This is a genomic window from Microbacterium terrae (assembly GCF_017831975.1).
In the GTDB taxonomy this organism is placed as follows: Bacteria; Actinomycetota; Actinomycetes; order Actinomycetales; family Microbacteriaceae; genus Microbacterium; species Microbacterium terrae.
Map to the genome: position 1 here is coordinate 3,432,016 of NZ_JAFDSS010000001.1, position 22,855 is coordinate 3,454,870.

The following is a 22,855-nucleotide window of genomic DNA, read 5'->3' on the forward strand; positions in this document are numbered from 1 at the left end:
TGGTCAGTGCGAGGTGCGCACCCCGACGGAGTCGTGGATCAGCACCGCGGCGGCCCGGGCACCCTGACCCGCGGCGACGATGAGCTGCTGGGGACCGGGGGCCGCGGCATCGCCGGCGGCGTAGAGGCCCGACACCGAGGTGCGCCCCGACCTGTCGACCACGAGGTGCCCGTCGTCGTCGCGCTCGGGATCGAGCGTCGCGACGAAGTCGGCTGCGGCGTGCCACTGCGGTCGCACGAAGCCGCCCTCGATCCCGACGCGTGCGCCGTCGACCAGGCGCACGGCCGAGACGTCGCCGCGGTCGCCCTCGAGGTCGTCGATCGCACGGCGCTCCACCGTGATGCCGGATGCCGCGAGCTCGGCCTCTTCGACCGTGGTGACGACGTCGGCGGCGTTGGTGAACACCGTGAGGCTGTCGGTCCAGCGGGCGATCAGGCGCGCACGGGCGGCGAGGTCCGGCGTCTCGCCGATGAGGGCGAGGGGGCGATCCTGCAACTCCCAGGCGTCGCACGCGGCGCAGCTGAACAGCGTCATGCCGTAGTACGCCCGCAGGCTCGGGATCGCGGGGAGCGTCTCGCGCAGCCCGGTCGCCACGATCACCGAGCGCGCCGCGATCGCCGGAGGCGTGCCGGGTGCCCGCCCCTGGATCGCGGCGATGAAGCGCGTGCCGTCGTCACCGGCGTGGGGGAGCAGCGCCGAGACCGTCGTGCGATCGAGGATGCGCACGTTCGGGTATGCGGCGAGCTCGGCGCGCGCGAGCTTGCGGAGCTCGAGCGGCGGGATGCCGTCGCGCGTGAGGAAGCCGTGCGACTTGAGCGTCGCGGCGTTGCGCGGCCGGCCGGCGTCGATCACGACGACCGAGGCACGGGCGCGGCCGAGATTGAGTGCGGCCGAGAGCCCGGCAGGGCCCCCGCCGATCACCAGGGCATCGACCACGCAGGGCGCCGCCGCCTCCGCAGCTCCGCCGACCTCAGTCATGGCCGTCTCCTTGCGGGGGCAGCGCCGAGATGATCGGGTGGTCCTTCGCGATGACGCCGGTCTTGGCGGCGCCGCCCGGGGAGCCGATGTCGTCGAAGAACTCGACGTTGGCCTTGTAGTAGTCCTGCCACTCGTCGGGGAGGTCGTCTTCGTAGTAGATCGCCTCGACGGGGCACACCGGTTCGCAGGCGCCGCAGTCGACGCACTCGTCGGGGTGGATGTACAGCGACCGCTCGCCCTCGTAGATGCAGTCCACGGGGCACTCGTCGATGCACGCGCGGTCCTTGACGTCCACGCAGGGCAGAGCGATCACGTAGGTCATGAGCGCTGCAGCTCCCCGGCGCGCGAGATCTCGACCTGCTCGTCGCGCGGCACGACCTTGACGCGCTCGCGGGCGTGACGGTGGTTCTCGCCGAGGGCGCGCTCGTGCGCGTCGAGGGCCACCCAACCGTCCCAGGTGGTGTACTCCGTGCCGCGCTCGGTCAGCAGGTCGAGCACGTCCGCCTCCTCGGCCGGCGCCGCGAGCAGTCCTGCCTGCGCGTCGGCAACCAGGTGGGCGACGGTCTCCATCGCATCCGACTTGGTGTGGCCGATGAGGCCCACGGGTCCTCGCTTGATCCAGCCGGTGGCGTACAGACCCTGGAGCGCGGTCGCGCCCTCGCCGGCGACGGCATCCGCGGCATCCGCCACGACGCGTCCCTCGACGTTGGGGATCACGCCGCGCACCTCGTCGAACGGCACGTCGAGGATCGGGCTGCCGTAGTAGCCGACCGCGCGGTACACGGCCTGCACCGGGATCTCGCGGAACTCGCCCGTGCCGACCACGCTGCCGCGGTCATCGCCCGTTGGGGTGGTGCGCTCGAAGCGCAGCGCCTCGACGCCGTCGTCGCCGAGCACCTCGACGGGCGAGTGGTAGAAGTGCAGGTGCAGGCGGCGGGAGGCGCCGGTCGAGCCCTCCTTGCGCCAGCCGTCCATGACCCGCAGCATGACCTTCAGCTGGTTGGTGGCGGGCACGAGGCCGTCGAGGTGGGCGAAGTCCTCGTCGTGGAGCACGATGTCGACGTCGGGCACCTCGCCGAGCTCGCGCAGCTCGATCGGCGTGAACTTGATGTCGGCGGGGCCGCGGCGTCCGAACACGTGCACGTCGGTGACGGGCGATGCCTCGAGGCCGGCGAGCACGTTGTCGGCGATCTCGGTCGAGCGGAGGTCGGCGGCGTGCTTGGCGAGGATGCGGGCGACGTCGAGCGCGACGTTGCCGTTGCCGATCACGGCGACCTCGCGCTCGTTCAGCGGCCACTCGCGCGGCACGTCGGGGTGGCCGTCGAACCACGAGACGAAGTCGGCGGCGCCGTACGAGCGCGCCTTGTCGATGCCGGGGATGTCGAGCGCAGCGTCGCGGATCGCGCCGGTCGCGAAGATCACGGCGTCGTAGCGCTCCTGAAGCTCGTCGACCGAGATGTCGCGACCGACCTCGACGTTGCCGATGAAGCGGATCGTGCGGCGTGACTCGCCCTCGGACTGGGCGCTCAGCATCTCGTGCAGCGAGTTGACGATGCCCTTGATGCGGGGATGGTCGGGCGCGACGCCGTAGCGGATCAGTCCGTAGGGCGCGGGGAGCGATTCGAACAGGTCGATCGCGACGGATCCGCCGGCGTCTTTCACCGCGTTGGCGAGCAGGTTGCCCGCGTAGATGCCGGCGGGGCCGGCTCCGACGATGGCGACGCGCAGGTTCAGGTCAGTCACGGGCGGGGGCCTTTCTCAGGGGATGTCTCCGCCGCGAGGCGCGCGGAGTGGGCGTCGGAGACGCCGAGGGAGTCGAGGGCCATCTCGGCCGGGGCGTAGGGGCTCAGTCGCACGACGTCGCCGACGACGACGACGGCGGGGGAGCGGATGCCGCGCTCGGCGGCCTGGGCGGCGATCGTGGCGAGCGTGCCGACGGTCACCCGCTGGCGCTCGCCGAACCCGTCTTCGACGACCGCGACGGGGCAGTCGGCTCCGCGCGCGCCCCGAGCCAGCGTGAGCGCGGAGTTCGCGAGGGTGCCCACGCCCATGAGCAGCACGACGGTATGGTCTCGTCCACCGCTGAGCGCTTCGATCTGGTCGTGCCCGGTCGCGACGGTGAACACGGTCGCGAGGCCGCGGTGGGTGAGCGGGATGCCGGCGATCGCCGGCACCGAGATGGCGCTGGTCACGCCGGGGACGACCTCGACCGGCACCCCGGCGGCGAGGCAGGTGGCGAGCTCTTCGCTGCCACGGCCGAAGACGTACGGATCGCCGCCCTTGAGTCGCACGACGGTCTTGCCCGCCTGTGCGAGCTGCACCAGCAGGGCGTTGATCGCATCCTGCGGCACGGCGTGGTGGCCGGGGCTCTTCCCCACATCCACGACCTCGGCCGAGAGCACGACGCCGTCCGCCGCGAGGGCGTCGAGCACCGCGCGGGCGCCGAGTCGGTCGGCCACGATGACGTCGGCGGCTTCGAGCGCGCGCAGTCCCTTCACCGTGAGCAGGCCGGCATCGCCGGGTCCGGCCCCGACGAGCCAGACCGTGCCGACGGTCGAGGTCGTCATATCGCCCACTCCGAGCCGGGCGTGCCCTCGGCGGCCTCCTCTGCGGCGCGGTCGCGCACGATGCCGGCGGCGAGCGTCGCGCCGTCGGCGGGGTGGATCACGAGGAACGAACCGCCGTGGCGGCTGGCGGCGTACGTCTCGAGCGGCAGCTCCGACGCCAGGCGCAGTCGCACACGGCCGATGTCGTTCGTCTCGAGCGTCGAGGCGGGCTCGTGGGTGAGGGAATCGAGGTCGTAGCGCGACGAGATGTCGGCGACGAGCGCCTGCACCGTGCTCGTGCCGTGCTTGACGAGGATGCGGGCGCCGACCGACAGTGCGCGACGGTCGAGCTGGAACAGCTCGGCATCGATGTACTGACGCGCCTCGGGAAGGGTGCCCGCCGCGGCGATGACCGCACCGCGTGCGGCATCGACGTCGTCGGCCAGTTCGATCGCGACCGACTGCGGTGCGACCGCACGGTCGGTCTCGACGCCGGCGACGCGGATGCCGGTGACTGTGGTGCGTGCGCCCGAGGGGAACACCTCCACCGAGTCGCCGATGCGGAGCGTGCCCGACGAGATGCGGCCGGCGACGGCGCGGTAGTCGCGCAGCCGCTCCGCCTCGAGCGGATCGGCCGCGAGGTCGGGGGCGAGTCCGCCCTGGGGGCGCAGCGACAGCTGCACCGGGAGGCGGAGCGCCTCGCTCTCCTGGTCGACCTCGTCGGCCGCGGGAAGCGTCTCGAGCAGTTCGAGCAGGGCCGGTCCGTCGTACCACGGGGTGCGCTCGGAGCGGTCGACGATGTTGTCGCCCTCGAGCGCCGACACCGGCAGCACGTGCAGGTCGGCAATGCCGAGCTCGTCGGCGACGCGCTGCGCGTGGGCCGACACCGCCGCGAACGTCTCGGCGGAGAAGCCGGTGAGGTCGATCTTGTTCACCGCGACGATCACGTGGGGCACGCGCAGAAGCGCGACGACGGCGAGGTGGCGGATGGTCTGCTCCACGACGCCGTTGCGGGCGTCGACGAGCACGATCACCGCGTCGGCGGTGGTCGCGCCGGTCACCATGTTGCGCGTGTACTGCACGTGCCCGGGGCAGTCGGCCAGGATGAAGCTGCGCGCGCCGGTCGAGAAGTAGCGGTAGGCGACATCGATGGTGATGCCCTGCTCGCGTTCGGCGCGCAGGCCGTCGGTGAGCAGCGCGAAGTCGAACCCGGTGCCGTGCGCGAAGCCGCGCTCGACCGACGTTCGCTGCACCTGCTCGAGGGTGTCGGCGAGGATCGCCTTCGAGTCGTGGAGGAGGCGCCCGACGAGGGTCGACTTGCCGTCGTCGACGGAGCCGGCGGTGGCGAAGCGGAACAGCGTCGCGGTCTCGGCGAGTGTCGTGGTCATCAGAAGTATCCGTCCTTCTTGCGATCCTCCATGGCGGCCTCGCTGACGCGGTCGTCGGCACGCGTCGCGCCCCGCTCGGTGAGGGTGGAGACGGCGACCTCGGCGACGATCGCCGCGAGATCCGCGGCATCCGACTCGACGGCGCCGGTGCAGCTCATGTCGCCGACCGTGCGGTAGCGCACCGTCCGCACCTCGACGGCCTCGTCTTCGCGGGGCGGCGAGAACGGCCCCACGGGGCGCCACATGCCGTCGCGCGAGTACACCTCGCGGTCGTGGGCGAAGTACAGCGGCGGCAGGGCGATGCCCTCGCGCTCGATGTAGCGCCACACGTCGAGCTCGGTCCAGTTCGAGATCGGGAAGGCGCGCACGTGCTGGCCGGGGGTGTGGCGGCCGTTGTACAGGCTCCACAGCTCGGGGCGCTGGTTGCGCGGGTCCCACTGCCCGAACTCGTCGCGCAGCGAGATGATGCGCTCCTTGGCGCGGGCCTTGTCCTCGTCTCGGCGCGCGCCGCCGAACACGGCGTCGTGGCGACCGGCGGTGATGGCGTCGAGGAGCGGCACCGTCTGCAGCGGGTTGCGGGTGCCGTCGGGGCGCTCCTGCAGGCGGCCGTCGTCGATGTAGTCCTGCACGCTCGCGACTTCGAGACGGATGCCGAGGCGGTTCACGGTCTCGTCGCGGAAGGCGATGACCTCGGGGAAGTTGTGGCCGGTGTCGACGTGGAGCACCGGGAAGGGCACCTTGCCGGGTGCGAACGCCTTCGTGGCGAGGTGCAGCACGACGACGGAGTCCTTGCCGCCCGAGAAGAGGAGCACGGGGCGCTCGAACTCGGCGACGACCTCGCGGATGATGTGGATGGCCTCGGCCTCCAGCAGGTCGAGGGTCGACAGGTGAGCGCGTTTCGTCTCGCTCGTTCCTCGCTCGCTCAGCGACCGGGGATCCTCGGTCGTTGAGCGAGCGAAGCGAGACGAAGCGTCCTGAAGCTTCGGGAGGTTCATACGTGGAGCCCGCATTCGGTCTTGGAGAGTCCGGCCCAGCGGCCGGATCGGGGGTCTTCGCCGGGGGCGACCGGCTTGGTGCACGGCTCGCAGCCGATCGAGGGGTAGCCGTTCGAGACCAGCAGGTTCACCGGCACCTGGTGGGCGCCGGCGTAGTCGAGCAGGTCGTCGAAGGTCCACGCGGCGACGGGGTTGACCTTGACCAGCCCGTTGCGCTCGTCCCAGGTGACCAGCGGTGTGTTCGTGCGGGTCGGCGCCTCGTCGCGGCGCACGCCGGTGAACCACAGCTCGTATCCGCCGAGGGCGTCTTTGAGCGGACCCACCTTGCGCCGCTCGCAGCACAGGGCGGGGTCCCGGTCGTGAAGCTTTGCGCCGAACTCGGCATCCTGCTCGGCGACGGTTTGCTCGGGGAGCACGTCGACGATGCGCACGTCGAGAACGCGGCCCACCTCGTCGCGGGTGAAGCGCGTCTCGGCGAAGTGGTAGCCGGTGTCGAGGAAGAGCACGTCGACACCCGGCAGCTGCTCGGCGACGAGGTGCGGGAGTGCGGCATCCGCCATCGAGCAGGCGACCGCCGCGGCATCGGCTCCGAAGTTGCGTGCGACCCACGCGATGACCTCGGCGGGGGATGCCTCGTGGTCGGTGAGGCTGCCGAGCTCGATGTTTCCCTGCTCGGCGAGTGCCCGCAGCTCGTCGTGCGACCGCTTGACGGCGACCCGCGGTGCGAGTGAGACGCTCATACCAGGGCCTCCTCGTCGGCGCGGTGCGCCCACTGGGCGAACGTCTCATCGATGGCGGCGTCGCGCTCGTCGAGGAACCGCTTGACGACGCGCTCGGTGTAGTCGGCGATGCCGTCGGCGGGCACCTTGAGCCCGCGGACGGTGCGGCCGAGGCCGGCCTCGTCGCGGTCGGCGTTCACGAGTCCGCCGCCGAGGTGCACCTGGTAGCCGGGAACCTGCTCGCCGTCGATCGTGACGAGCTGACCCTTGAGGCCGATGTCGGCGGTCTGGATGCGGGCGCACGAGTTCGGGCAGCCGTTGACGTGGAGCGAGATCGGGTGCGGCAGGTCGAACTGGTCGAGGCGCTTCTCGAGGTCGAGCACCGCCGCTGTCGCGTACGCCTTGGTCTCGACGATCGCGAGCTTGCAGAACTCGATGCCGGTGCACGCGATGGTGCCGCGGCGGATGAGGCTCGGGCGGGCCTGGAGGCCGAGCTCGTCGAGGCCGGCCACCAGCGACTCCACCCTGTCTTCGGGGATGTCGAGGATGACGACCTTCTGGTGCGGCGTGGTGCGCAGCCGGGTCGAGCCGTGCGCCTCGACGAGGTCGGCGAGCTTCGCAAGGGTCGGACCCGAGACGCGTCCGACGATCGGGGTCGCGCCGATGTAGAAGCGGCCGTCCTTCTGCCGGTGCACACCCACGTGGTCGCCGTGGGCGAGGGGCTTGGGTGCGGCGGGGCCGTCGGGGAGGGCGTAGCCGAGGTATTCGTCCTGCAGCACCTGGCGGAACTTCTCGGTGCCCCACTCGGCGAGCAGGAACTTCAGCCGTGCCTTGTTGCGCAGGCGCCGGTAGCCGTAGTCGCGGAAGATCTGCGCGACGCCGTGCCAGGCATCCGCCACCCGCTCGGGCGACACGAAGACGCCCAGGCGCTCGGCGAGACGCGGGGTGGTCGACAGACCGCCGCCGACCCACAGGTCGTAGCCGACGCCGAGCTCAGGGTGCTCGACGGCGACGAAGGCGACGTCGTTGATCTCGTGCACGACGTCCTGCGCAGGGTGTCCGGTGACGGCGGACTTGAACTTGCGCGGCAGGTTTGCGAGCGTCTCGTCGCCGATGAAGCGCGACGTGATCTCGTCGATCTGCGCGGTCGGGTCGATGAGCTCATCGGCGGCGATGCCGGCGACCGGCGAGCCGAGCACCACGCGCGGCACGTCGCCGCAGGCTTCGGTGGTGCCGAGGCCGACGGCCTCGAGGCGACGCCAGATCTCGGGTACGTCCTCGACCCGGATCCAGTGCAGCTGCACGTTCTGACGGTCGGTGAGGTCGGCGGTACCGCGCCCGAAGTCGGTCGAGATGCCGGCGATGACCCGCAGCTGCTCGGTGGTGAGCTGGCCGCCGTCGATGCGCACGCGCAGCATGAAGTACTCGTCTTCGAGCTCCTCGGGCGTGAGGGTCGCGGTGCGGCCGCCGTCGATGCCGGGCTTGCGCTGGGTGTAGAGGCCCCACACGCGGAAGCGGCCGTGCAGGTCGGTCGGGTCGATCGAGGCGAACCCGCCCTTCGAGTACACGTTCTCGATGCGCTCGCGCACGCTCAGACCGTTGTCGACCTGCTTCCACTCCTCGTTGCCGTTGAGGGGTGCGGTGCCGTCGATCTTCCACTGGCCGTTGGGGCGGGTGGACGGGCGCGGCGGGCGCGCACGGGATGCCTCGGGGCGCGTTGCCCCGTCGGTCCTGGGCGGCCGTTCGGGCCGCTGGTCGGTGTCGCTGATGGTCACGATGGCCTCCGGATGACCCGGGCGTCCCCGGGAGAACCCGATCGGGTCCATTCAGCGAGCGTAGGAGCGGCCCCTGGGAACACCCAGTCAGATGTCAACCGGCGTCAAATGCCGTAATGCGACGTCACACAACGTTCGGTTCGCGCCGCTCCCGATTCGGCGGCTGTTCAGAGGCTCGCGGCGGACGGCGTCGGCGCCCCGGCCTAAAGAGTCGCGGGCGCGCCGGTGCTCGCGGCGGCGGTGCGGTAGCGGTCGACGACGAGATCGACGAGGGCCGCGGCGGGGTCGTCGTGGTCGAGGAGCGGGCGGGCGACGGGCGCCCCCGCGGCCATTCGCACGGCGAGGTTGTGGAAGTAGCCGGGCGCGAGCAGGTAGTCGGCGACGACGACGGATGCGCCGCCCGCGGCGGCAGCGGCGACGGCTGCGTCGAGGCGCGGCTCGGCGGCGGCGAGGAAGCCGACCGCGACGGAGCGCCCGAGTCGCTCGGAGAGCATGTCGGCGACGGTCCGGCAGTCGTCGTTGGCGCGCCGGTCGCTGGAGCCGGCGACCGCCAGCACGACTGCAGCCTCGGTCGGGGCGTCGTCGAGGGCCGCGAGGCGGGCGGCCAGCGCATCTGCGAGCCGCTCGTCGGGGCCGAGTGCGGGGGCGATCACGACGTTCGGATGCGCGGCTGTAGCCTCGGCGAGATCGACGTGCACGTGGTAACCGGCTGACAGCAGCAGAGGCACGAGGACGATCGGTGCTCCTGGCGGGAGTGCTGCGAGGGATGCCGCGACGTCGGGCTGCTGCACGTCGACGTGACCCAGTCGCACGGTGACCTCGGGGAGGCGTGCGGCGACGGCATCGACCAGGGCGGCGACGGCAGCCTGACCGGCGGGGTCGGCGGTGCCGTGCGAGATCGCGAGAAGGGCGGGATGCGTCATCCCGCCCATTGTGGCCCCACGTCGTGTCGGGCGTGTAACGGGGTGCGGCCGGCTCTCGCGGGCCGCACCCCGTCGCGCGATCAGGCGGGGTCGCCGGCGCGCTGCGCCGCCGCCTCGAACCCGGCGACGAACCCGCGCTCGTAGGCGCTGTCGTCGCCGCGGCGACCGTGGGCCCCACGCGGGTGTCCGCTGCCGTCGTGGTCGGCGAAGCGACCCCGGCGGTGCCGGTCGAAGCCGCCGCGGTCACAGGGATCGCCGGCGAAGCCGCCGGGTCCGTATCCGCCGTGAGCGTGGGGTCCGTGCGGGTGGTGACGGTGCGGCGCGTCGGGGTACCCGCCCTCGAAGCGGTCCCCGTGCTCATCGGGGCGACCCGGGCGACCCGGACCGCCGGGCGCGAAGCCGCGGAACCGGCCGGGTCCGAAGCCGAACCGGAACTCCGGCCGGAACGGACCGGGTCGGCGGGGCGGACGCATGCCCTCGGTCCAGCCGAGTTCGCGGGCGATCGCCTCGAGCGCCGTGGTGGCCGCGGCGTAGCCGTCGTCGCCGGCTGCGCCGACGACGCGGGTACGGATCGCGTCGACCGTCGCGGCCAGACGCGCATGCTCTGCGCGCCCCGCGTCGGTCAGCGTCCAGGTGCCGTCGCCGCGCTGGTCGACCCATCCGCGGTCTTCGAGGCGGCGCATCCGCTTGCCGTCGCGAACGGGCGGAGCCGCGTCGGGTGCGACGTCGCCGCCGAGCCTGCTCAGCAGCATCCAGTCGCGGCGGTCGACGCCTTCGGCGGCCAGGGCCTCGGCGAACGCCCGCGTGAGCAGGTGGTCGACGGTGCGCAGCCAGAAGCCGAGGGGACGGTGGTCGGTGGGGATACGAGGGTCGGTGCCCTCGCTGTCAGTGATGTTCTCGTCGCTCATGGCGACTCCTCTCGTATGCGGGTTCCGTTGCAGGAATCGCATGTATGTAATGTGACAAGTGCATGCAGTGTGACATGGAAGTGCTATGCATGTCAAGCTACATGTAAATTGGAAGCATGCCGACCCCCGAAGATGCCGATGTGATCGCCGCCGCACTGGCCCGCCTGCGCGGTCGACGGATGCCGCGCCCGTGGGACGGCGAGCCCGGGCACCACGCGCACGGACCCGATGACGCGGGCCCCGGTGACCACGCTCGCCGAAGTCCCTGGTCGCACGGCGGACCGTACGGCGGTCCGCATCCGGGGCAGCGCGGCGGCATGCCGGGGTTCGGCCCGGGAGCACCGTGGGCCGGGGGCCCCCGGCTGGGTGGGCCGGCACGCATGCGGCTTCTCGAAGCGCTCGCCGCGGCATCCCATCCCCTCACGGTCGGTGAGATCGCCGACGCCGTCGGGGTCGACCAGCCGCGCGCATCGCGGCTGGTGCAGCAGGCCGTGCACCTGGAACTGGTGCGGCGCGAAGCCGATCCCGACGATGCGCGGCGCACGCGGGTCGCACTCACCGACGCCGGCGCCGCCCTCGCACGCGGCTTCCGCGGCGAGCGGCGCGACGCGGTCCGCACCGCGTTGACCGAGTTCACCGACGCCGAGCGCGCAGAACTCGCCCGTCTTCTCACCAAGCTCGCCGACGCCTGGCCCGGGCGCTGAGAGCATCCCGATACCGGGGCGAATACCGGCGGGCCGCACGACCTGCCCCACCGTATGGCGCGCGGTCGCTAGCCTGGCCGCGTGAGCGACGACGCAGCATCCACGGGAATGTCCGAGTCTTCGACCCCGGGGCCGGCAGACGCAGAGGCCGTCGCGACGCACGACCAGGCGAGCATCGACACCGCACCCGCAGCGCCGCAGCAGCCGGTGCGCACGTCGATCGAACGATGGGTGTTCTGGCCTGCTGCGGCCGTGATCCTGGCGTTCAGCGCGTTCGCGATCATCGCGCCGGCAGCGGCCGAGACGATGTTCGACGCCATCCAGAGCACGATCGTCAACGCGTTCAACTGGTACTACGTGCTCATCGCCGCGCTGTTCGTCGCGTTCGCGTTCACGATGGGATTCAGTCGCTTCGGCGACATCCGGCTCGGCCGCGACGACGAGAAGCCCGAGTTCTCGGTCGGCGCATGGTTCTCACTGCTGTTCGCCGCGGGCATGGGCATCGGCCTGGTGTTCTACGGCGTCAGCGAGCCGCTCAGCCATTACGTCGATCCGCGGCCCGGGGTCAGCGGCACCCCGGAACAGCTCGCCCAGCAGGCGCTCACGCAGACCTACCTCCACTGGGGAGTGCAGGCGTGGTCGATCTACGTCGTCGTCGGGCTGGGTCTCGCCTACGCGATCCACCGGCGCAACCGGCCCATCTCGATCCGCTGGGCGCTCGAGCCCATCCTCGGCGAGAAGCGGGTGCGGGGGCCCTGGGGACACGCGATCGACGTCGTCGCGCTCGTGGGCACCGTGTTCGGCGTCGCGACCTCGCTCGGGCTCGGCGTCCTGCAGATCAGCGCCGGCCTCGAGTCGGCAGGACTCGGGCGACCGAACGAGTGGATGCAGGTCGCCATCATCGGGGTCATCACCTTCTTCGTGCTCCTCTCGGTGCTCTCCGGCGTGACCAAGGGCATGAAGTGGCTGTCGTCGGCCAACCTCATCCTCGCCGGCCTGCTGCTGCTCTTCGTGCTGGTCTTCGGGCAGACCGAGTTCCTGCTGCGCGAGTGGGTGCAGTCGATCGGCGGGTACATCCAGAACTTCATCGGACTGTCGTTCAACGTCAGCGCGTTCCAGGGTGCCGAGGGCGAGGCGTGGCAGGCGTCGTGGACGTCGTTCTACTGGGGCTGGTGGATCTCGTGGGCGCCGTTCGTCGGCATCTTCATCGCCCGCGTCTCCCGCGGCCGCACGGTGCGCGAGTTCGTGCTCGGCGTGATCATCGTGCCCACCGTGCTGGGGATCCTGTGGTTCGCCATCCTCGGCGGCTCGGCGCTGTTCCTCGAGCTCACCGACCCCGGTTCGATGACCCTGCCCGACGGCACCGTCGACATCGAGGGGTCGATCTTCCAGCTGCTCTCGTACTTCCCGGCGTCCACGGTGCTCACCATCGGCGTGATCCTGCTCGTGTCGGTGTTCTTCGTCACGTCGTCGGACTCGGGCGCGCTGGTGATGGGCATGATCGCCACGGGCGGCGAGCAGGAGCCGGCGAAGTGGATCCGCACGTTCTTCACGTTCGCAACGGCGCTCCTCGCGATCGCCCTGCTGCTGACCGGAGGACTCACCGCGATCCAGACGGCGGCGATCACGATCGCGCTGCCGTTCAGCATCGTGATGCTGCTGATCTGCTGGGCGACGGTGGTGGCGTTCCGGCGCGAGCGCCGCGCGTACGACCGTGCCCGGCGGAGCGCGTTCGTCGAGCGGATCGGCGAGTACTACGGCCTCGAGGTCGAAGAGCCCGACCGGCGCGGCATCCGCTGGCCGCGTCTGGGATCGCGCCGCAGCAGGTGAGGCCGGCAGCGGCCCGCGGAGCCGCTGCCGCCGTCGGTCAGAAGCTGGTCACCAGGTCGCCGAGCACGGCCTCGACCTCGGTCGGGTCGGTGGCGTCGTAGTAGTGCGCACCGGTCGCGCTCGAGATCGACTTCAAGGTGTCGACATCGGCATCGGCTCCGTACGCCAGCGTGAAGATCAGCACGGGCGTCGTGTGGTGCAGCTCGCCCAGGTTCTCGAGCATCTCGTCGGCCCCGATCGTCGGGGCGTTCGGGGCGTCGTTCTCGCCGTCGCTGAGCAGCACGATCGCGTTGATGCGATCGGACGACCATGACTCGGCCTGCTGCGCGGCGAACGTGTCGACCGCCTGATAGAGCGGGGTGTCGCCCATCGAGGTGATGCCGTCGAGCGCCGTGAGGAATCCGTCGCGCGACGACTCGATGTCGGAGACCTCCGACAGCGTGCCCGGCACCATCGCGCCGTCGGGCGCCTGCGCGAAGGCGGCGAGGCCGACCTGGTCGCCGGTGGTGAAGTGGTCGAGCGCCAGCGCTATGGCGTCCTGCGCCGCGGTCAGCTTCGTGTCGGAGGCCGAGATCTTCTCGTCCATCGAGCCGGAGACATCAACGAGGAACAGCACGTTCGCGCGCTTGCGCACGTCGGGGAACGAGGCGTGCACGGCCGTGACCACGTCGGCGGCCGGGAGCGCGAGGGTCGCCGTCGGCGACTGCGCCAGGTTGCCGACCTCGGCGACGTCGCCCGAGAGCATGCCGTTGAGGTCGCGGTACCCCGCCGCGCGCACGGCCTCCTGGCCCTGTGCGGTTCGCAGGAACCGCACGAAGTCGGCAGCGGCCTCGGACTCGACCGGGTCGATCCAGTCGCCGGTCAGGCGCATCGCGGGGTTGTCGGCGGCGAAGTATCCGTCGACGGGGTAGATGGGCACGAGCTGCTCCGCGGGCGGTTCGCCTTCGACGCGCGTGATCCCGTCGCGGCTGGTGATGCCGCGGTTGTAGTCCCAGACGGACTTCTCGTCGACGATCACCGCAGAGAGGAAGTCGGCCGATGAGCCGCCGGTGTCCTCAGCCTGTCGGGCGTGCCAGAGGAAGTGCTCGGGTGTCGCCATGTAGTGGCTGGTCGCGAGCTCGTGCTCGCGGACCTCGTCTTCGATCGCGGGGTCCTCGACCTGTGCGGCGGTGAGGGTCGCGACATCGCCCGCCGATGCTCCGAACGAGACGAACATCGCCGCCTCACCTGAGGTCGCCATGAGCGGGCTGGTCTTGCCGAGCTTGAATGCGCCCCACTCGGGGTGGCCGAGGTTGTTCCACAGATCGGCATCCGCCGCCGCGTCGAACACCTCCGCCCAGGTCGGGGGCTCGGCATCCCAGCCGATGGCGGCGGCGAGCGGCTCGGGCATGGCCAGCACGACGTTCGACACGCCGGTGCTCACGCCGTCGGCGCGCAGCGACGTCGCGCCCTCGTCGGCGGCGACGTCGAGCCAGGTGGTGGCGTCGGGGAGCCAGATCTCAGGCTTCGCATCATCGGCGAGGCTCGGGAAGCCCGCGGCGACGAGCGAGGCGGCGAGTCCCGACTTCTCCTTCGACGCGCTCACCGTGACGCACGATCCGGCAACGTTGCGCGGCGAAGCGTTGTAGGCCGCGGCGAGGGACTCGACCATGCCGGCGTTCTCGAACGACGACAGCACCGACACGTCGGTGCAGGGTTCGCTTCCGGCGGTCGCGGCAGGCTCGTCGTCGGCGAACTCGATGAGCTCCACCGCATCGGGGGTCTCGGCGTCGGCGGGCGATTCCGAGACGAGCGCGTCGTCGGCGAGGGCCGAGACCACGAGCGTGCCGACGGTGCCGATCGCGCCCACGAGAACGATGATCGCGAGGGTGCTGGTCCACATCACGACGATGCGCCGACGGCGACGTCGTCGCCGGCGTCGCTCCTCGATCGCGCTCGACTGCTGGATCATGCGGGCGGGCCTTCCGGGTATCCGCGTACGCGTGAGAATCCGGCGCGGCGGAGCCGCCGGACTCCCGGTACGAAGCGGGTGTCAGGTGGGGGGAACCTGATGCCGGACGGGCCCGGCGATCCTGAGCCTAATGCGCGCGGGCGCGCGGCCGCGACCCCTATCGGCTCCGACCAGGGATTCCCGGTGTTCTCGAAGCTCGGAGCGGGTTCGGCGTCACGGGCCGGCGGTGTTCAGCATCCCGATGATCACGGCTGTCCACCAGGCGAGCTGCGACAAGCCGGCGCTCCACACGCACCAGACCTGCACGTGGCGCGGCAGCCGCGAGAACCGCGCGTCGCCCGGCAGGCGCCGCAGTTCGAAGGTCAGCTTGGTGAGCGCGATGCCGTTCATCGCGGCCACGAGCACCGCGCCCATCTTGAGGGCGGTGAGCGGCACGCCCAGATCGGGCTCCAGGAACGCGCCGGTGCCGAAGAGGCCCACGATCCCGAGCCAGGCGAGCGGGGTGACCGAGTGCTCCGTGCGGAGGAAGTCGCCGAGGCTGCGCGATCCGCGCGCCCACAGCATCCCCTTCGCCTCGAGAAGCACGGCGGCGCCGAGACCCACGATCACCGCGGCGAGATGCCCGAACAGGGCGACGTAGTGGAGCCACCCGGGCGGCACGATCTGCGAACCCATCCACATCGACAGGAGCCACGCGATGCTCACTGCCCAGTAGGCGACGGCGCGCCGATGCCGGGTGACGCGGCGGCGCTCGATGAGGGGGGATGTCACGGGTGCGGGCCTTCTGCGGGGGTTTCGGGCGTCGAGTGGTGCACCCCCCGCCAGAAGGCTATCCGATGACCGGTGCGCCCCCGCGCCCGGCCCGAGGGCTCACTCCCGGCGGTGGGCGGGAAGCTTCACCATGAGCAGCAGAACCAGGCCGACGGCGAGCACGATGACGATGCCGAGGATGCCGAAGTGCGTGGCGCCGAACCAGCCGATGAACAGCGACCACAGCAGCGGCGAGAGGAAGCTCATCACGCGTCCGGTGGTCGCGTACAGACCGAAGATCTCGCCCTGCATCTCGGCGGGGGCGAGGCGTGCGAGGAGCGAACGGCTCGACGCCTGGGCGGGCCCGACCGCGGCCGACAGCACGATGCCCCCGATCCAGAAGATCGTCTTGCCCTCCTCGCGGAAGGCGAACACGAACAGGGCGCTCACGATGAGGATGCCGAGGGCCCAGACGATCACGTTGCGGGCGCCGAACCGGTCGTCGAGGCGTCCGGCGATGATGGTCGAGACGCCCGCGACGAGGTTCAGCGCGATTCCGAAGACGATCACCTCGGTCGGCGAGAATCCGAACGAGACGGCGGCGAGCACGCCTCCGAACGCGAAGACGCCGGCGAGACCGTCGCGGTAGACGGCGCTCGCGATGAGGAACCAGGCGGTCGGCCGATCGTTCCGGAAGAGCGCGGCGACGTCCTTGACGAGCACGACGTAGCCCTCGAAGAAGCCGACCTTCGGCCGGTCGAGGTGCGGCGGCGCCTCGGGCACGTTCAGCACGAAGGGGATGGCAAACACGACAGTCCACACCGCGGCGCCGAGGGCGATCAGCCGGTACGCCAGGCCGCCCGATACGTCGAGGCCGAACCACTCGACGGCGTTGAGCGCCACGACCACGACGAGTGCGAGGATGCCGCCGATGTAGCCGAGGCCCCAGCCGAGGCCGCTCACCCGGCCGACGGTCTTCGGGGTCGACACCTGCCAGAGCATCGCGTTGTAGTTGACGCCTGCGATCTCGGAGGCGACCGAGCCGAGGGCGACGACGATGGCACCGAACCAGAAGTACATCGGCTCGGCGTAGACGAAGAACAGGGCGAACTGCAGGAGGGCGAGCGCCGCGGTGCCGCCGATCACCCAGCGCTTCTTCGTGCCCGCGGCGTCGGCGCGCTGGCCGAGCACGGGGGCGAGGAGGAGCACCAGGATGCCTGCGGCGAACGTCACCCACCCGTACCACTCGGTGAGGTCGGACAGCCCGCCGCAGTACTCCGTCGCGGCGTCCGCTGCGCGGGAGCAGACCATCTCGCCGTCGGCGTTCTGCGCGGCGATCGCCGGCGGGAGGAAGCTGTCGGAGACGAGGTACAGCGACACGAAGACGAACGTGAGGATGACCGAGTTGAACGGCTGGGTCGCCCAGTCCCAGAGCGCCCACGAGACGACCTGTCTGCGCGTGGGCGCGGGAGCGTGATCGGCATCGGTCGCGGGGACGGGCTGATCGGGTGACGCCATGCTCGCCATGCTGGATCCCTTCGGTGAACGGCCGGTGTCGGCATCCGTTCGGCGACGCTTCGTCGCGACGCCTCGTCAGGCTACTGCCTGATCGTCGCGCGCAGACGCAGAACTCATTCGGGGCGGGTGATTGGCGTCGTCCCGGCTTCTGCGACTCTGCACGCATGACCGAGCCGTCCGCGCCCGATGCGAGCGACGCGCCCTTCAACGGGCGCCTCGCGATCCTCCTCGCCATGGCGATGTTCGTCCTCGTCGTCGACACGTCGATCATGAACGTGTCGATCTCGGCGGTGGTGCACGACCTCGGCACGACGGCGAGCGGAGTACAGGGCGCGATCGCGCTGGAGGCGCTGGTGTCGGCGGCGTTCATCCTCATCGGCGGCAAGGCGGGCGACCTCATCGGCCGCAAGCTCGCCTACATCCTGGGCCTGTGCGGCTACGCGGTCGGCGCGATCGCGATGACGCTCTCGCAGGGGCTGACGTCGGTGATCGTCTTCTGGGCTGTCATCGGCGGCATCGGCGCATCCCTCCTCCTCCCGTCGATGCAGTCGCTCATCCACGGCAACTTCGCCGGCGCCCACCAGAAGCGCGTCTATGCCCTCGTCGGCGCCTCGGCCGCGATCGCCGCCGCGGTCGGGCCGCTCCTCGGCGGATTCATCACGACATTCCTGTCCTGGCGCATCGGGTTCCTCCTCGAGGCGGTGATCATCGGGGTGGTGCTGCTGGGCATCGGCCTGGTGAAGGATGTGCCGTACACGGGCGACCGGTCGATCGACCTCGTCGGCGCGCTGTTCTCGGTCGTGGGCATGGGCGGCGTCGTGCTCGGCATCCTCATCTGGCAGGAGGGCGGCGGCTACGTCGGCCTGGTGATCGGAATCGGCGCGGCGGCGCTCGCCGCGCTGGCCGTCTGGCTGCGCTCGCGGAAGCGTCGCGGGAAGCCGGTGCTGCTGGATCCTGCACTGTTCGCGTCGCGGCGGTTCCGCGCCGGGGTGAGCGGTCAGCTCCTGCAGCAGATCGCCCTCGGCGGCACCATGATCGTGCTGCCTCTGTACCTGCAGATGGTGCTCGAGTACAACGCGCTGTGGGCGGGCATCTCGATCGCGCCGCTGTCGCTGTCGATGTTCGCGGTCGCCGTGCTCGCCGGTCGCCGGGCGAAGGGCCGGCCGGCGAACCTCATCCTGGCGGGGTTCATCGCGACGACCCTCGGACTGGTCGTGCTCGTGCCGATCGTGCCGCTCGCCGATTCGGGCTGGTGGCTGACGATCCCGCTCATCGTCTCGGGGTCGGGACTGGGGCTGCTCGTCTCGCAGCTCAACAACTACACGCTGTCTCCGATCTCCGACGAGCGGGTGAGCGAAGCCGCGGGCGTCAACTCGGCGGCGGGATCGTTCGGGCTCTCGTTCGGGCTCGCCTTCGCCGGGGCGATCATGCTCGCGACGCTGGCGCTGTCGTTCACCTCTCTCGCGGCATCCAGCACCGTGCTCGACGCCGAGCAGCAGGTTCAGGTGTCGACGGCACTGGAGGAGGACGCGCAGCTGATGTCGAACACGCTCCTCGACGAGATGCTCGCCGACGAGCCGGAGGACGTCGCCGACGAGGTCGTGCGCATCAACACCGAGGCCCGGCCGATCGCCCTGCAGGTCGCGCTGCTGATCCCGATCCTCGCCGGTGTGCTCGGCATCCTGAACGGGTTGCGGATGCGGCGCCTGCCCGACACGAAGCCGAACGCCGCGGCCGAGGGCATGCTGCTCGGCTGACGCCGGCCCTCAGCGATGGTCAGCGCGGGGTGTAGGTCGACCGCGCGTCGATCAGCCCGAGCTCCTGGGCGCGGGCGATCGCCTCGTCGCGCGAGGTGGCGCCCAGCTTGCGATACACGTGGGCCAGATGGGTCTTCACGGTGTTGAGCGAGACGAAGCAGCGGGCTGCGAGCTCGCTGTTGGACAGGCGGCTCGGCAGATAGGCCAGGAGCTCCAGCTCCCGACGCGTCAGGCTCACCTCGATGGCCGCGGTCTCGCGCGAGCCCGCCGCGGGCGAGGTCGACAGCACCGTGCGCGCGAACTCGCCCTGCGCGCCCGACAGGCGGGCGACGAGATCCATGACTACGGCGCCGGCGAAGTGGAACGGCTGCACGAGTCCCTCCGGTTCGGCCATCGCCAGTGCCGAGCGCAGTCGTGCCGCGCCGGCGGCCCGGTCGTCCGCAGCGTGGGCGATCCACGCGCGGGCGATCTGCCGGAGGACGGCTGCCGTGGGAGTCTCGTCAGCATCGCCGGGGACGGCGGTGAGGCGCCTCTCGGCGGATGCGGTCTCGCCGCGCTGGAGCAGCGAGGCGACCTCCTCGAAGACGAGGGCGTCCCAGGGCGCATCCCGGGCGGTCGAGATCAGGGCCGGGTGCCCGCTCTCGCGCTGCCGGCGATAGCCGATGGCGCGCATGCCCGCGCGGGCGATCGGCGGGGGCGCTCCGTCGGGGGGGCGCGCGGCGAGGGTCATCCCCTCCGGCTCGATCATCCGTGCCAGCACGTGCGCGACCCACACGAGCTGGTGGCGGGCGTTGGCCTGTGCGCGCACGTGGCCTTCGTGCAGCGCCAGTGCGCCCAGATCCGGCGTGCCGCGCTGCAGCGCGGTGGCCGCGCGGGCGAGATAGGCGTCCGACACCGCCGCATGTCCGAGCAGGCCCAGGTCGCTTGCGACCATCAGCGCCTCGTCCGAGGCCTCGACCGCCTCCGTCAGGTTGCCGGCCCAGGCGGCGGTGAGCGCCAAGGATCCGAGCGCATGGATGCGGTAGAAGCCGTACGCCGCGGCGTCGAGGTCGAGTGCGGCGCTCAGCACCGAACGCGATCGCGTCAGGTCGCCGGCGAAGAAGTGCGCCCTGCCTTCCGCCAGCCGGGCGAGCAGGATGAGGAGCGAGCGGGAGCCGAAATGCGCCGCCGTCTCGGCGTGCCACTCGGCGGTCGCCTCGAGGAGTGAGCCGGCGAGGCGGCTCTGCGCGAGGTAGACCTCGGGGTGGGGCAGGAACTGCACGCAGGAGGCGAGCTGCACCTGGGCGACGGCGCGGAGTTCGGGCGGGAGCTGTGGCGAGTCGAGGAGCGACCGCAGCAGATCCTCGGCCAGTGCCGCACGACCGGACATGCGCTCGGCGATCGCATACAGCAGGTCGACCTCGATCCGCGCTCGCCGTGTCGCCGCGGGTACACGCGACAGCCACCGGGCGACGGTGTGCGACTCGCCGCGCTCGTAGAGCTCCCTGCTGCGCGGGAGGATCTCGTCGATGGCCGCGTTCCACTGGCTCGCCGAGATGAGGCAGTCGATCGCGGCGTCCGACTCGTCATGCGCCTTGTGCCACGCCGCTGCGGCGCGTGCCAAGCGCCCCTCGTCGAGCTCGTGCGAGGCGCGCAGCCGCAGCAGCAGGACGCTTCGGAAGAGGTGATGGAAGCGGAAGCGGCCGAGACCCCCCGGCACGGCGATCACGAACATCGAATCGCGGACCAGATCGCTCAGGAAGCGGTCTCCGGCGTCGATGCCGGTCACGTCCTCGATCAGCCCGGGGCTGAGCTCCTCGGCGACGGCGAGCCGGATGAGCACCGAACGCCGTCGCGGCTCCAGACCGTCGAGCATCTCCTCGGCGAGGTAGTCGACGGCGAGGTGCTCCTCGTCGACCGGCGCGCTCGCCGGGTCGCGCAAGGCGAGCGCGCACAATTGCACCCCCGCCGCCCACCCCTCGGTCTGCTCCTGGATCCGAGCGATGTGCGCGGGATCGGGCGCCTCGCGCGTGATGCGCGCGAGCACCTTCGCCGTCGTCTCCGCGTCGAACGCCAGGTCGCCCTGCCGGATCTCGAGGATGCCGTGGTGCAGGCGGTGGCGGTTCGCGTTCATCCGCAGATCGACGCGGGAGGAGAAGACGAAATGCGTGTTGCCCGGAAGCAGGTCGGCGAGGTTCCACAGGTCGGACACCAGCACCGCATCGGTCACGCGATGCAGGTCGTCGAAGATGATCACAGTACGGCCATCGGCCTGCGCGAAGTGTGTCGCCAGCGCCTCCATCGCCGATTCGCCGAGCCCGCGCTGGCTGGGGGTGAGGACCAGCGAGGGCGTGCCTGCGTGCTCCGTCGCGCCGATCGCACGCAGGAACCTCCGCAGGAACCGCGCCGGGTCCTCGTCGGCGCTGCTCATGTCGAGCCAGATCACACGCGTCGCGCGGAGCCCTGCCGCCCACTGCGAGAGGAGCACGCTCTTGCCCGAGCCCGCGGGGGCCACGACGAGGGTCAGCGGAGCTGTGAGGGCATGATCGAGGCGCGCGCACAGATCGCGCCGCTCGACGGCGTGCGGAGGGTGTGTCGGTGCGAACTCCATCGTGACCGCCTCCCGCCCGATGCCGGATCTGGCGGAATCATCCCACAGGTGTGACGTGGAGGCGACCGCCACACCCGAGCATTCGTGCACGGAGTCTTCACGCACCGAGGGGGGTGATCCGCATCGGCGCACCACACGTCGTGGAAGTGCTCGTCCGCGGGCGCGCGGGCCCCTCTCTCGTGGCGGCGCTCGAGGGGTTCGCCGTGACGACGGAACCCGGAGGCGACACCAGGGTCACCGGCTCGGTCACCGACCAGTCGATGCTCCTCGGACTGCTCCAGCTGTTCAGCGATCTCGGACACGAGGTCATATCGGTGAACCCCGTCGACGACGGGCCGACGAAGGAGAAATGACGATGACCCTGTGGGATTGGCTTCTGTGGTTCTTCTGGATCTACATCTTCATCGCATACCTGATGATCCTGTTCCAGATCTTCGGCGACATCTTCCGCGATCACGACCTCAACGGATGGCTGAAGGCGCTGTGGATCATCTTCCTGATCGTCGCCCCCTTCTTGGGAGCGCTGATCTACCTCGTCGTCCGTGGACGGAGCATGGGCGAACGCTCGATGGCCAAGATGCGCTCGATGCAGGCGGACCAGGATGCCTACATCAGGGCGACGGCCGGCAGCGGCGCGTCCGCGGCGGATGAGATCGCCAAGGCCCGCGACCTCCTCCAGTCGGGCGCGATCAGCCAGGCGGACTACGACCGCCTCAAGGCGAAGGCGCTCGGGTAGCACGAGCCGCCGGCGCACCGCGGCATCCTGCTTCGACAGCTCCGACCACGTACTGGTCGGAGCTGTCGGCGTGCGCGGCCCAGCGGATACGCTCGCGGGCACAGGACGATCGGGAGCATATGGATCACGACCAGCAACCGGAGCACGACGAGGATCGCGCCGAGCGGCTGGCGCCCGGTGACCCGCGGGGGCGTCACGAACGTCGCCGAGCGCGCATCGCCGAGGCGGGCGGCGAAGACGGCCTGGTCGCGTACTTCAAGGAGCGCGTCTACGCCACCTTCACCGGACTCGCGATCGTGCTCGTCGTCGCCGGCAAGCATCCTGAGCCGCAGCACGCCTTCCTCGCGCTCGTCTTCGGCGTGTTGGGCATCGTGGTGGCGGGCTTCGTCTCGGAGATCGTCGGGCACCTCGTGGTGCACGGAGGCTTCTCATCGCGGGCAGAGCTGATCGTGCCGCTGCGGGTGGCCTCGGCCGCTCTCGGCACCGTCGTCCTGCCGGCGGCGCTCGTCGGAGCCGCGTGGCTCGGCTGGATCGAGATCGATGCGGCTTTGCGGATCGCCTCGTGGATCTACATCGGCACGCTCGTCGTCATCGGCCTGCTGGTCGTGCGGGGTGCACGGCTGCGGTGGTGGCAGACGCTCCTGGCGCTGGGCCTGCTCGTGGCCCTCGCCCTGCTCGTGCTGCTGCTGCAGACCCTCGCGAAATCGGTGTGAACGGTCTCGAATTCGAAAGTTGAGCCTGCTCGTATCAAGTTCATTTGACTTGCTCGGCCGACGGGTCTAACCTT

The 22,855-nt window shown here is 70.9% G+C and carries 20 protein-coding genes; 6 read left to right on the forward strand and 14 right to left on the reverse strand.

Going from position 1 to position 22,855, the window contains the following annotated elements; all coding sequences use genetic code 11:
- Positions 1-3: 3 nt before the first annotated feature.
- The 10 genes from JOD63_RS15655 to JOD63_RS15700 form a co-directional block, all read right to left on the reverse strand.
- Positions 4-978 (reverse strand): NAD(P)/FAD-dependent oxidoreductase, encoded by a 975-nt coding sequence (locus tag JOD63_RS15655; RefSeq protein WP_045275563.1) that lies wholly within the window; start codon positions 976-978, stop codon positions 4-6.
- Positions 971-1,300, reverse strand: coding sequence for a ferredoxin (fdxA, locus tag JOD63_RS15660; RefSeq protein WP_045275562.1), 330 nt, complete (start codon positions 1,298-1,300; stop codon positions 971-973). Before fdxA ends, JOD63_RS15655 begins: the two co-directional genes overlap by 8 nt.
- A complete protein-coding gene (locus JOD63_RS15665) occupies positions 1,297-2,721 on the reverse strand; it encodes an FAD-dependent oxidoreductase (RefSeq protein ID WP_245617977.1) in 1,425 nt (474 codons plus the stop codon). Before JOD63_RS15665 ends, fdxA begins: the two co-directional genes overlap by 4 nt.
- The gene (gene cobA / locus JOD63_RS15670) at positions 2,718-3,545 is read right to left on the reverse strand and encodes a uroporphyrinogen-III C-methyltransferase (RefSeq protein WP_084613503.1); all 828 of its coding nucleotides are present in this window, start codon (positions 3,543-3,545) and stop codon (positions 2,718-2,720) included. Before cobA ends, JOD63_RS15665 begins: the two co-directional genes overlap by 4 nt.
- The gene (locus JOD63_RS15675) at positions 3,542-4,912 is read right to left on the reverse strand and encodes a sulfate adenylyltransferase subunit 1 (protein WP_211088137.1); all 1,371 of its coding nucleotides are present in this window, start codon (positions 4,910-4,912) and stop codon (positions 3,542-3,544) included. Before JOD63_RS15675 ends, cobA begins: the two co-directional genes overlap by 4 nt.
- Positions 4,912-5,907, reverse strand: a complete 996-nt coding sequence (cysD, locus tag JOD63_RS15680) for a sulfate adenylyltransferase subunit CysD (RefSeq protein ID WP_084613502.1) — start codon at positions 5,905-5,907, stop codon at positions 4,912-4,914. The genes JOD63_RS15675 and cysD overlap by 1 nt, the downstream gene beginning before the upstream one ends.
- Positions 5,904-6,647 carry a phosphoadenylyl-sulfate reductase gene (locus JOD63_RS15685; protein ID WP_045275561.1) on the reverse strand — a complete coding sequence of 248 codons (744 nt, stop codon included), beginning with the start codon at positions 6,645-6,647 and terminating at the stop codon, positions 5,904-5,906. The genes cysD and JOD63_RS15685 overlap by 4 nt, the downstream gene beginning before the upstream one ends.
- On the reverse strand, positions 6,644-8,401 hold the full coding sequence (locus JOD63_RS15690) for a nitrite/sulfite reductase (protein ID WP_045275594.1): 1,758 nt from the start codon (positions 8,399-8,401) through the stop codon (positions 6,644-6,646). Before JOD63_RS15690 ends, JOD63_RS15685 begins: the two co-directional genes overlap by 4 nt.
- 203 nt (positions 8,402-8,604) lie before the next feature.
- Positions 8,605-9,324 (reverse strand): sirohydrochlorin chelatase, encoded by a 720-nt coding sequence (locus tag JOD63_RS15695; protein WP_045275560.1) that lies wholly within the window; start codon positions 9,322-9,324, stop codon positions 8,605-8,607.
- 80 nt (positions 9,325-9,404) lie between these two features.
- Positions 9,405-10,232, reverse strand: a complete 828-nt coding sequence (locus JOD63_RS15700; protein WP_052682506.1) for a hypothetical protein — start codon at positions 10,230-10,232, stop codon at positions 9,405-9,407.
- Between the two features lie 116 nt (positions 10,233-10,348).
- Here JOD63_RS15700 and JOD63_RS17920 point away from each other — a divergent pair, with 116 nt between their 5' ends.
- Both JOD63_RS17920 and JOD63_RS15710 read left to right on the forward strand, forming a co-directional pair.
- Positions 10,349-10,936, forward strand: coding sequence for a MarR family winged helix-turn-helix transcriptional regulator (locus tag JOD63_RS17920; RefSeq protein ID WP_245243962.1), 588 nt, complete (start codon positions 10,349-10,351; stop codon positions 10,934-10,936).
- Between the two features lie 108 nt (positions 10,937-11,044).
- Positions 11,045-12,766 (forward strand): BCCT family transporter, encoded by a 1,722-nt coding sequence (locus tag JOD63_RS15710; RefSeq protein ID WP_084613501.1) that lies wholly within the window; start codon positions 11,045-11,047, stop codon positions 12,764-12,766.
- A 37-nt stretch (positions 12,767-12,803) separates the two neighbouring features.
- On the opposite strand, the gene JOD63_RS15715 is transcribed toward JOD63_RS15710, so the two are convergent.
- The 3 genes from JOD63_RS15715 to JOD63_RS15725 form a co-directional block, all read right to left on the reverse strand.
- Positions 12,804-14,717 carry a vWA domain-containing protein gene (locus tag JOD63_RS15715; RefSeq protein WP_045275559.1) on the reverse strand — a complete coding sequence of 638 codons (1,914 nt, stop codon included), beginning with the start codon at positions 14,715-14,717 and terminating at the stop codon, positions 12,804-12,806.
- Between the two features lie 213 nt (positions 14,718-14,930).
- A complete protein-coding gene (locus tag JOD63_RS15720) occupies positions 14,931-15,488 on the reverse strand; it encodes a hypothetical protein (protein WP_052682505.1) in 558 nt (185 codons plus the stop codon).
- A gap of 99 nt (positions 15,489-15,587) precedes the next feature.
- The gene (locus JOD63_RS15725) at positions 15,588-16,985 is read right to left on the reverse strand and encodes an MFS transporter (RefSeq protein WP_245243964.1); all 1,398 of its coding nucleotides are present in this window, start codon (positions 16,983-16,985) and stop codon (positions 15,588-15,590) included.
- A gap of 164 nt (positions 16,986-17,149) precedes the next feature.
- Between JOD63_RS15725 and JOD63_RS15730 the strand changes: the two genes are divergently transcribed.
- On the forward strand, positions 17,150-18,742 hold the full coding sequence (locus tag JOD63_RS15730; RefSeq protein ID WP_045275557.1) for an MFS transporter: 1,593 nt from the start codon (positions 17,150-17,152) through the stop codon (positions 18,740-18,742).
- 19 nt (positions 18,743-18,761) lie between these two features.
- Here the strand turns inward: JOD63_RS15730 and JOD63_RS15735 are convergent, their stop codons facing one another.
- On the reverse strand, positions 18,762-21,332 hold the full coding sequence (locus JOD63_RS15735; protein WP_045275556.1) for a LuxR C-terminal-related transcriptional regulator: 2,571 nt from the start codon (positions 21,330-21,332) through the stop codon (positions 18,762-18,764).
- A gap of 203 nt (positions 21,333-21,535) precedes the next feature.
- On the opposite strand from JOD63_RS15735, the gene JOD63_RS15740 reads away from it, so the two are divergent.
- The 3 genes from JOD63_RS15740 (at position 21,536) to JOD63_RS15750 (ending at position 22,781) form a co-directional block, all read left to right on the forward strand.
- A complete protein-coding gene (locus JOD63_RS15740; RefSeq protein WP_157003984.1) occupies positions 21,536-21,685 on the forward strand; it encodes a hypothetical protein in 150 nt (49 codons plus the stop codon).
- A 2-nt stretch (positions 21,686-21,687) separates the two neighbouring features.
- The gene (locus JOD63_RS15745) at positions 21,688-22,068 is read left to right on the forward strand and encodes an SHOCT domain-containing protein (RefSeq protein WP_211088138.1); all 381 of its coding nucleotides are present in this window, start codon (positions 21,688-21,690) and stop codon (positions 22,066-22,068) included.
- Positions 22,069-22,187: 119 nt separating this feature from the next.
- Positions 22,188-22,781 (forward strand): hypothetical protein, encoded by a 594-nt coding sequence (locus tag JOD63_RS15750; RefSeq protein ID WP_052682504.1) that lies wholly within the window; start codon positions 22,188-22,190, stop codon positions 22,779-22,781.
- Positions 22,782-22,855: the final 74 nt, after the last annotated feature.

Bases quoted from the DNA above. Each gene is read 5' to 3' on its own strand.
- JOD63_RS15710 (WP_084613501.1), top strand. From the start codon at position 11,045: ATGTCCGAGTCTTCGACCCCGGGGCCGGCAGACGCAGAGGCCGTCGCG.
- JOD63_RS15715 (WP_045275559.1), bottom strand. From the start codon at position 14,717: ATGATCCAGCAGTCGAGCGCGATCGAGGAGCGACGCCGGCGACGACGT.
- JOD63_RS15725 (WP_245243964.1), bottom strand. From the start codon at position 16,985: ATGGCGTCACCCGATCAGCCCGTCCCCGCGACCGATGCCGATCACGCT.
- JOD63_RS17920 (WP_245243962.1), top strand. From the start codon at position 10,349: ATGCCGACCCCCGAAGATGCCGATGTGATCGCCGCCGCACTGGCCCGC.
- JOD63_RS15685 (WP_045275561.1), bottom strand. From the start codon at position 6,647: ATGAGCGTCTCACTCGCACCGCGGGTCGCCGTCAAGCGGTCGCACGAC.
- JOD63_RS15735 (WP_045275556.1), bottom strand. From the start codon at position 21,332: ATGGAGTTCGCACCGACACACCCTCCGCACGCCGTCGAGCGGCGCGAT.
- JOD63_RS15675 (WP_211088137.1), bottom strand. From the start codon at position 4,912: ATGACCACGACACTCGCCGAGACCGCGACGCTGTTCCGCTTCGCCACC.
- cysD (WP_084613502.1), bottom strand. From the start codon at position 5,907: ATGAACCTCCCGAAGCTTCAGGACGCTTCGTCTCGCTTCGCTCGCTCA.
- cobA (WP_084613503.1), bottom strand. From the start codon at position 3,545: ATGACGACCTCGACCGTCGGCACGGTCTGGCTCGTCGGGGCCGGACCC.
- JOD63_RS15745 (WP_211088138.1), top strand. From the start codon at position 21,688: ATGACCCTGTGGGATTGGCTTCTGTGGTTCTTCTGGATCTACATCTTC.
- fdxA (WP_045275562.1), bottom strand. From the start codon at position 1,300: ATGACCTACGTGATCGCTCTGCCCTGCGTGGACGTCAAGGACCGCGCG.
- JOD63_RS15750 (WP_052682504.1), top strand. From the start codon at position 22,188: ATGGATCACGACCAGCAACCGGAGCACGACGAGGATCGCGCCGAGCGG.
- JOD63_RS15655 (WP_045275563.1), bottom strand. From the start codon at position 978: ATGACTGAGGTCGGCGGAGCTGCGGAGGCGGCGGCGCCCTGCGTGGTC.
- JOD63_RS15730 (WP_045275557.1), top strand. From the start codon at position 17,150: ATGACCGAGCCGTCCGCGCCCGATGCGAGCGACGCGCCCTTCAACGGG.
- JOD63_RS15700 (WP_052682506.1), bottom strand. From the start codon at position 10,232: ATGAGCGACGAGAACATCACTGACAGCGAGGGCACCGACCCTCGTATC.
- JOD63_RS15695 (WP_045275560.1), bottom strand. From the start codon at position 9,324: ATGACGCATCCCGCCCTTCTCGCGATCTCGCACGGCACCGCCGACCCC.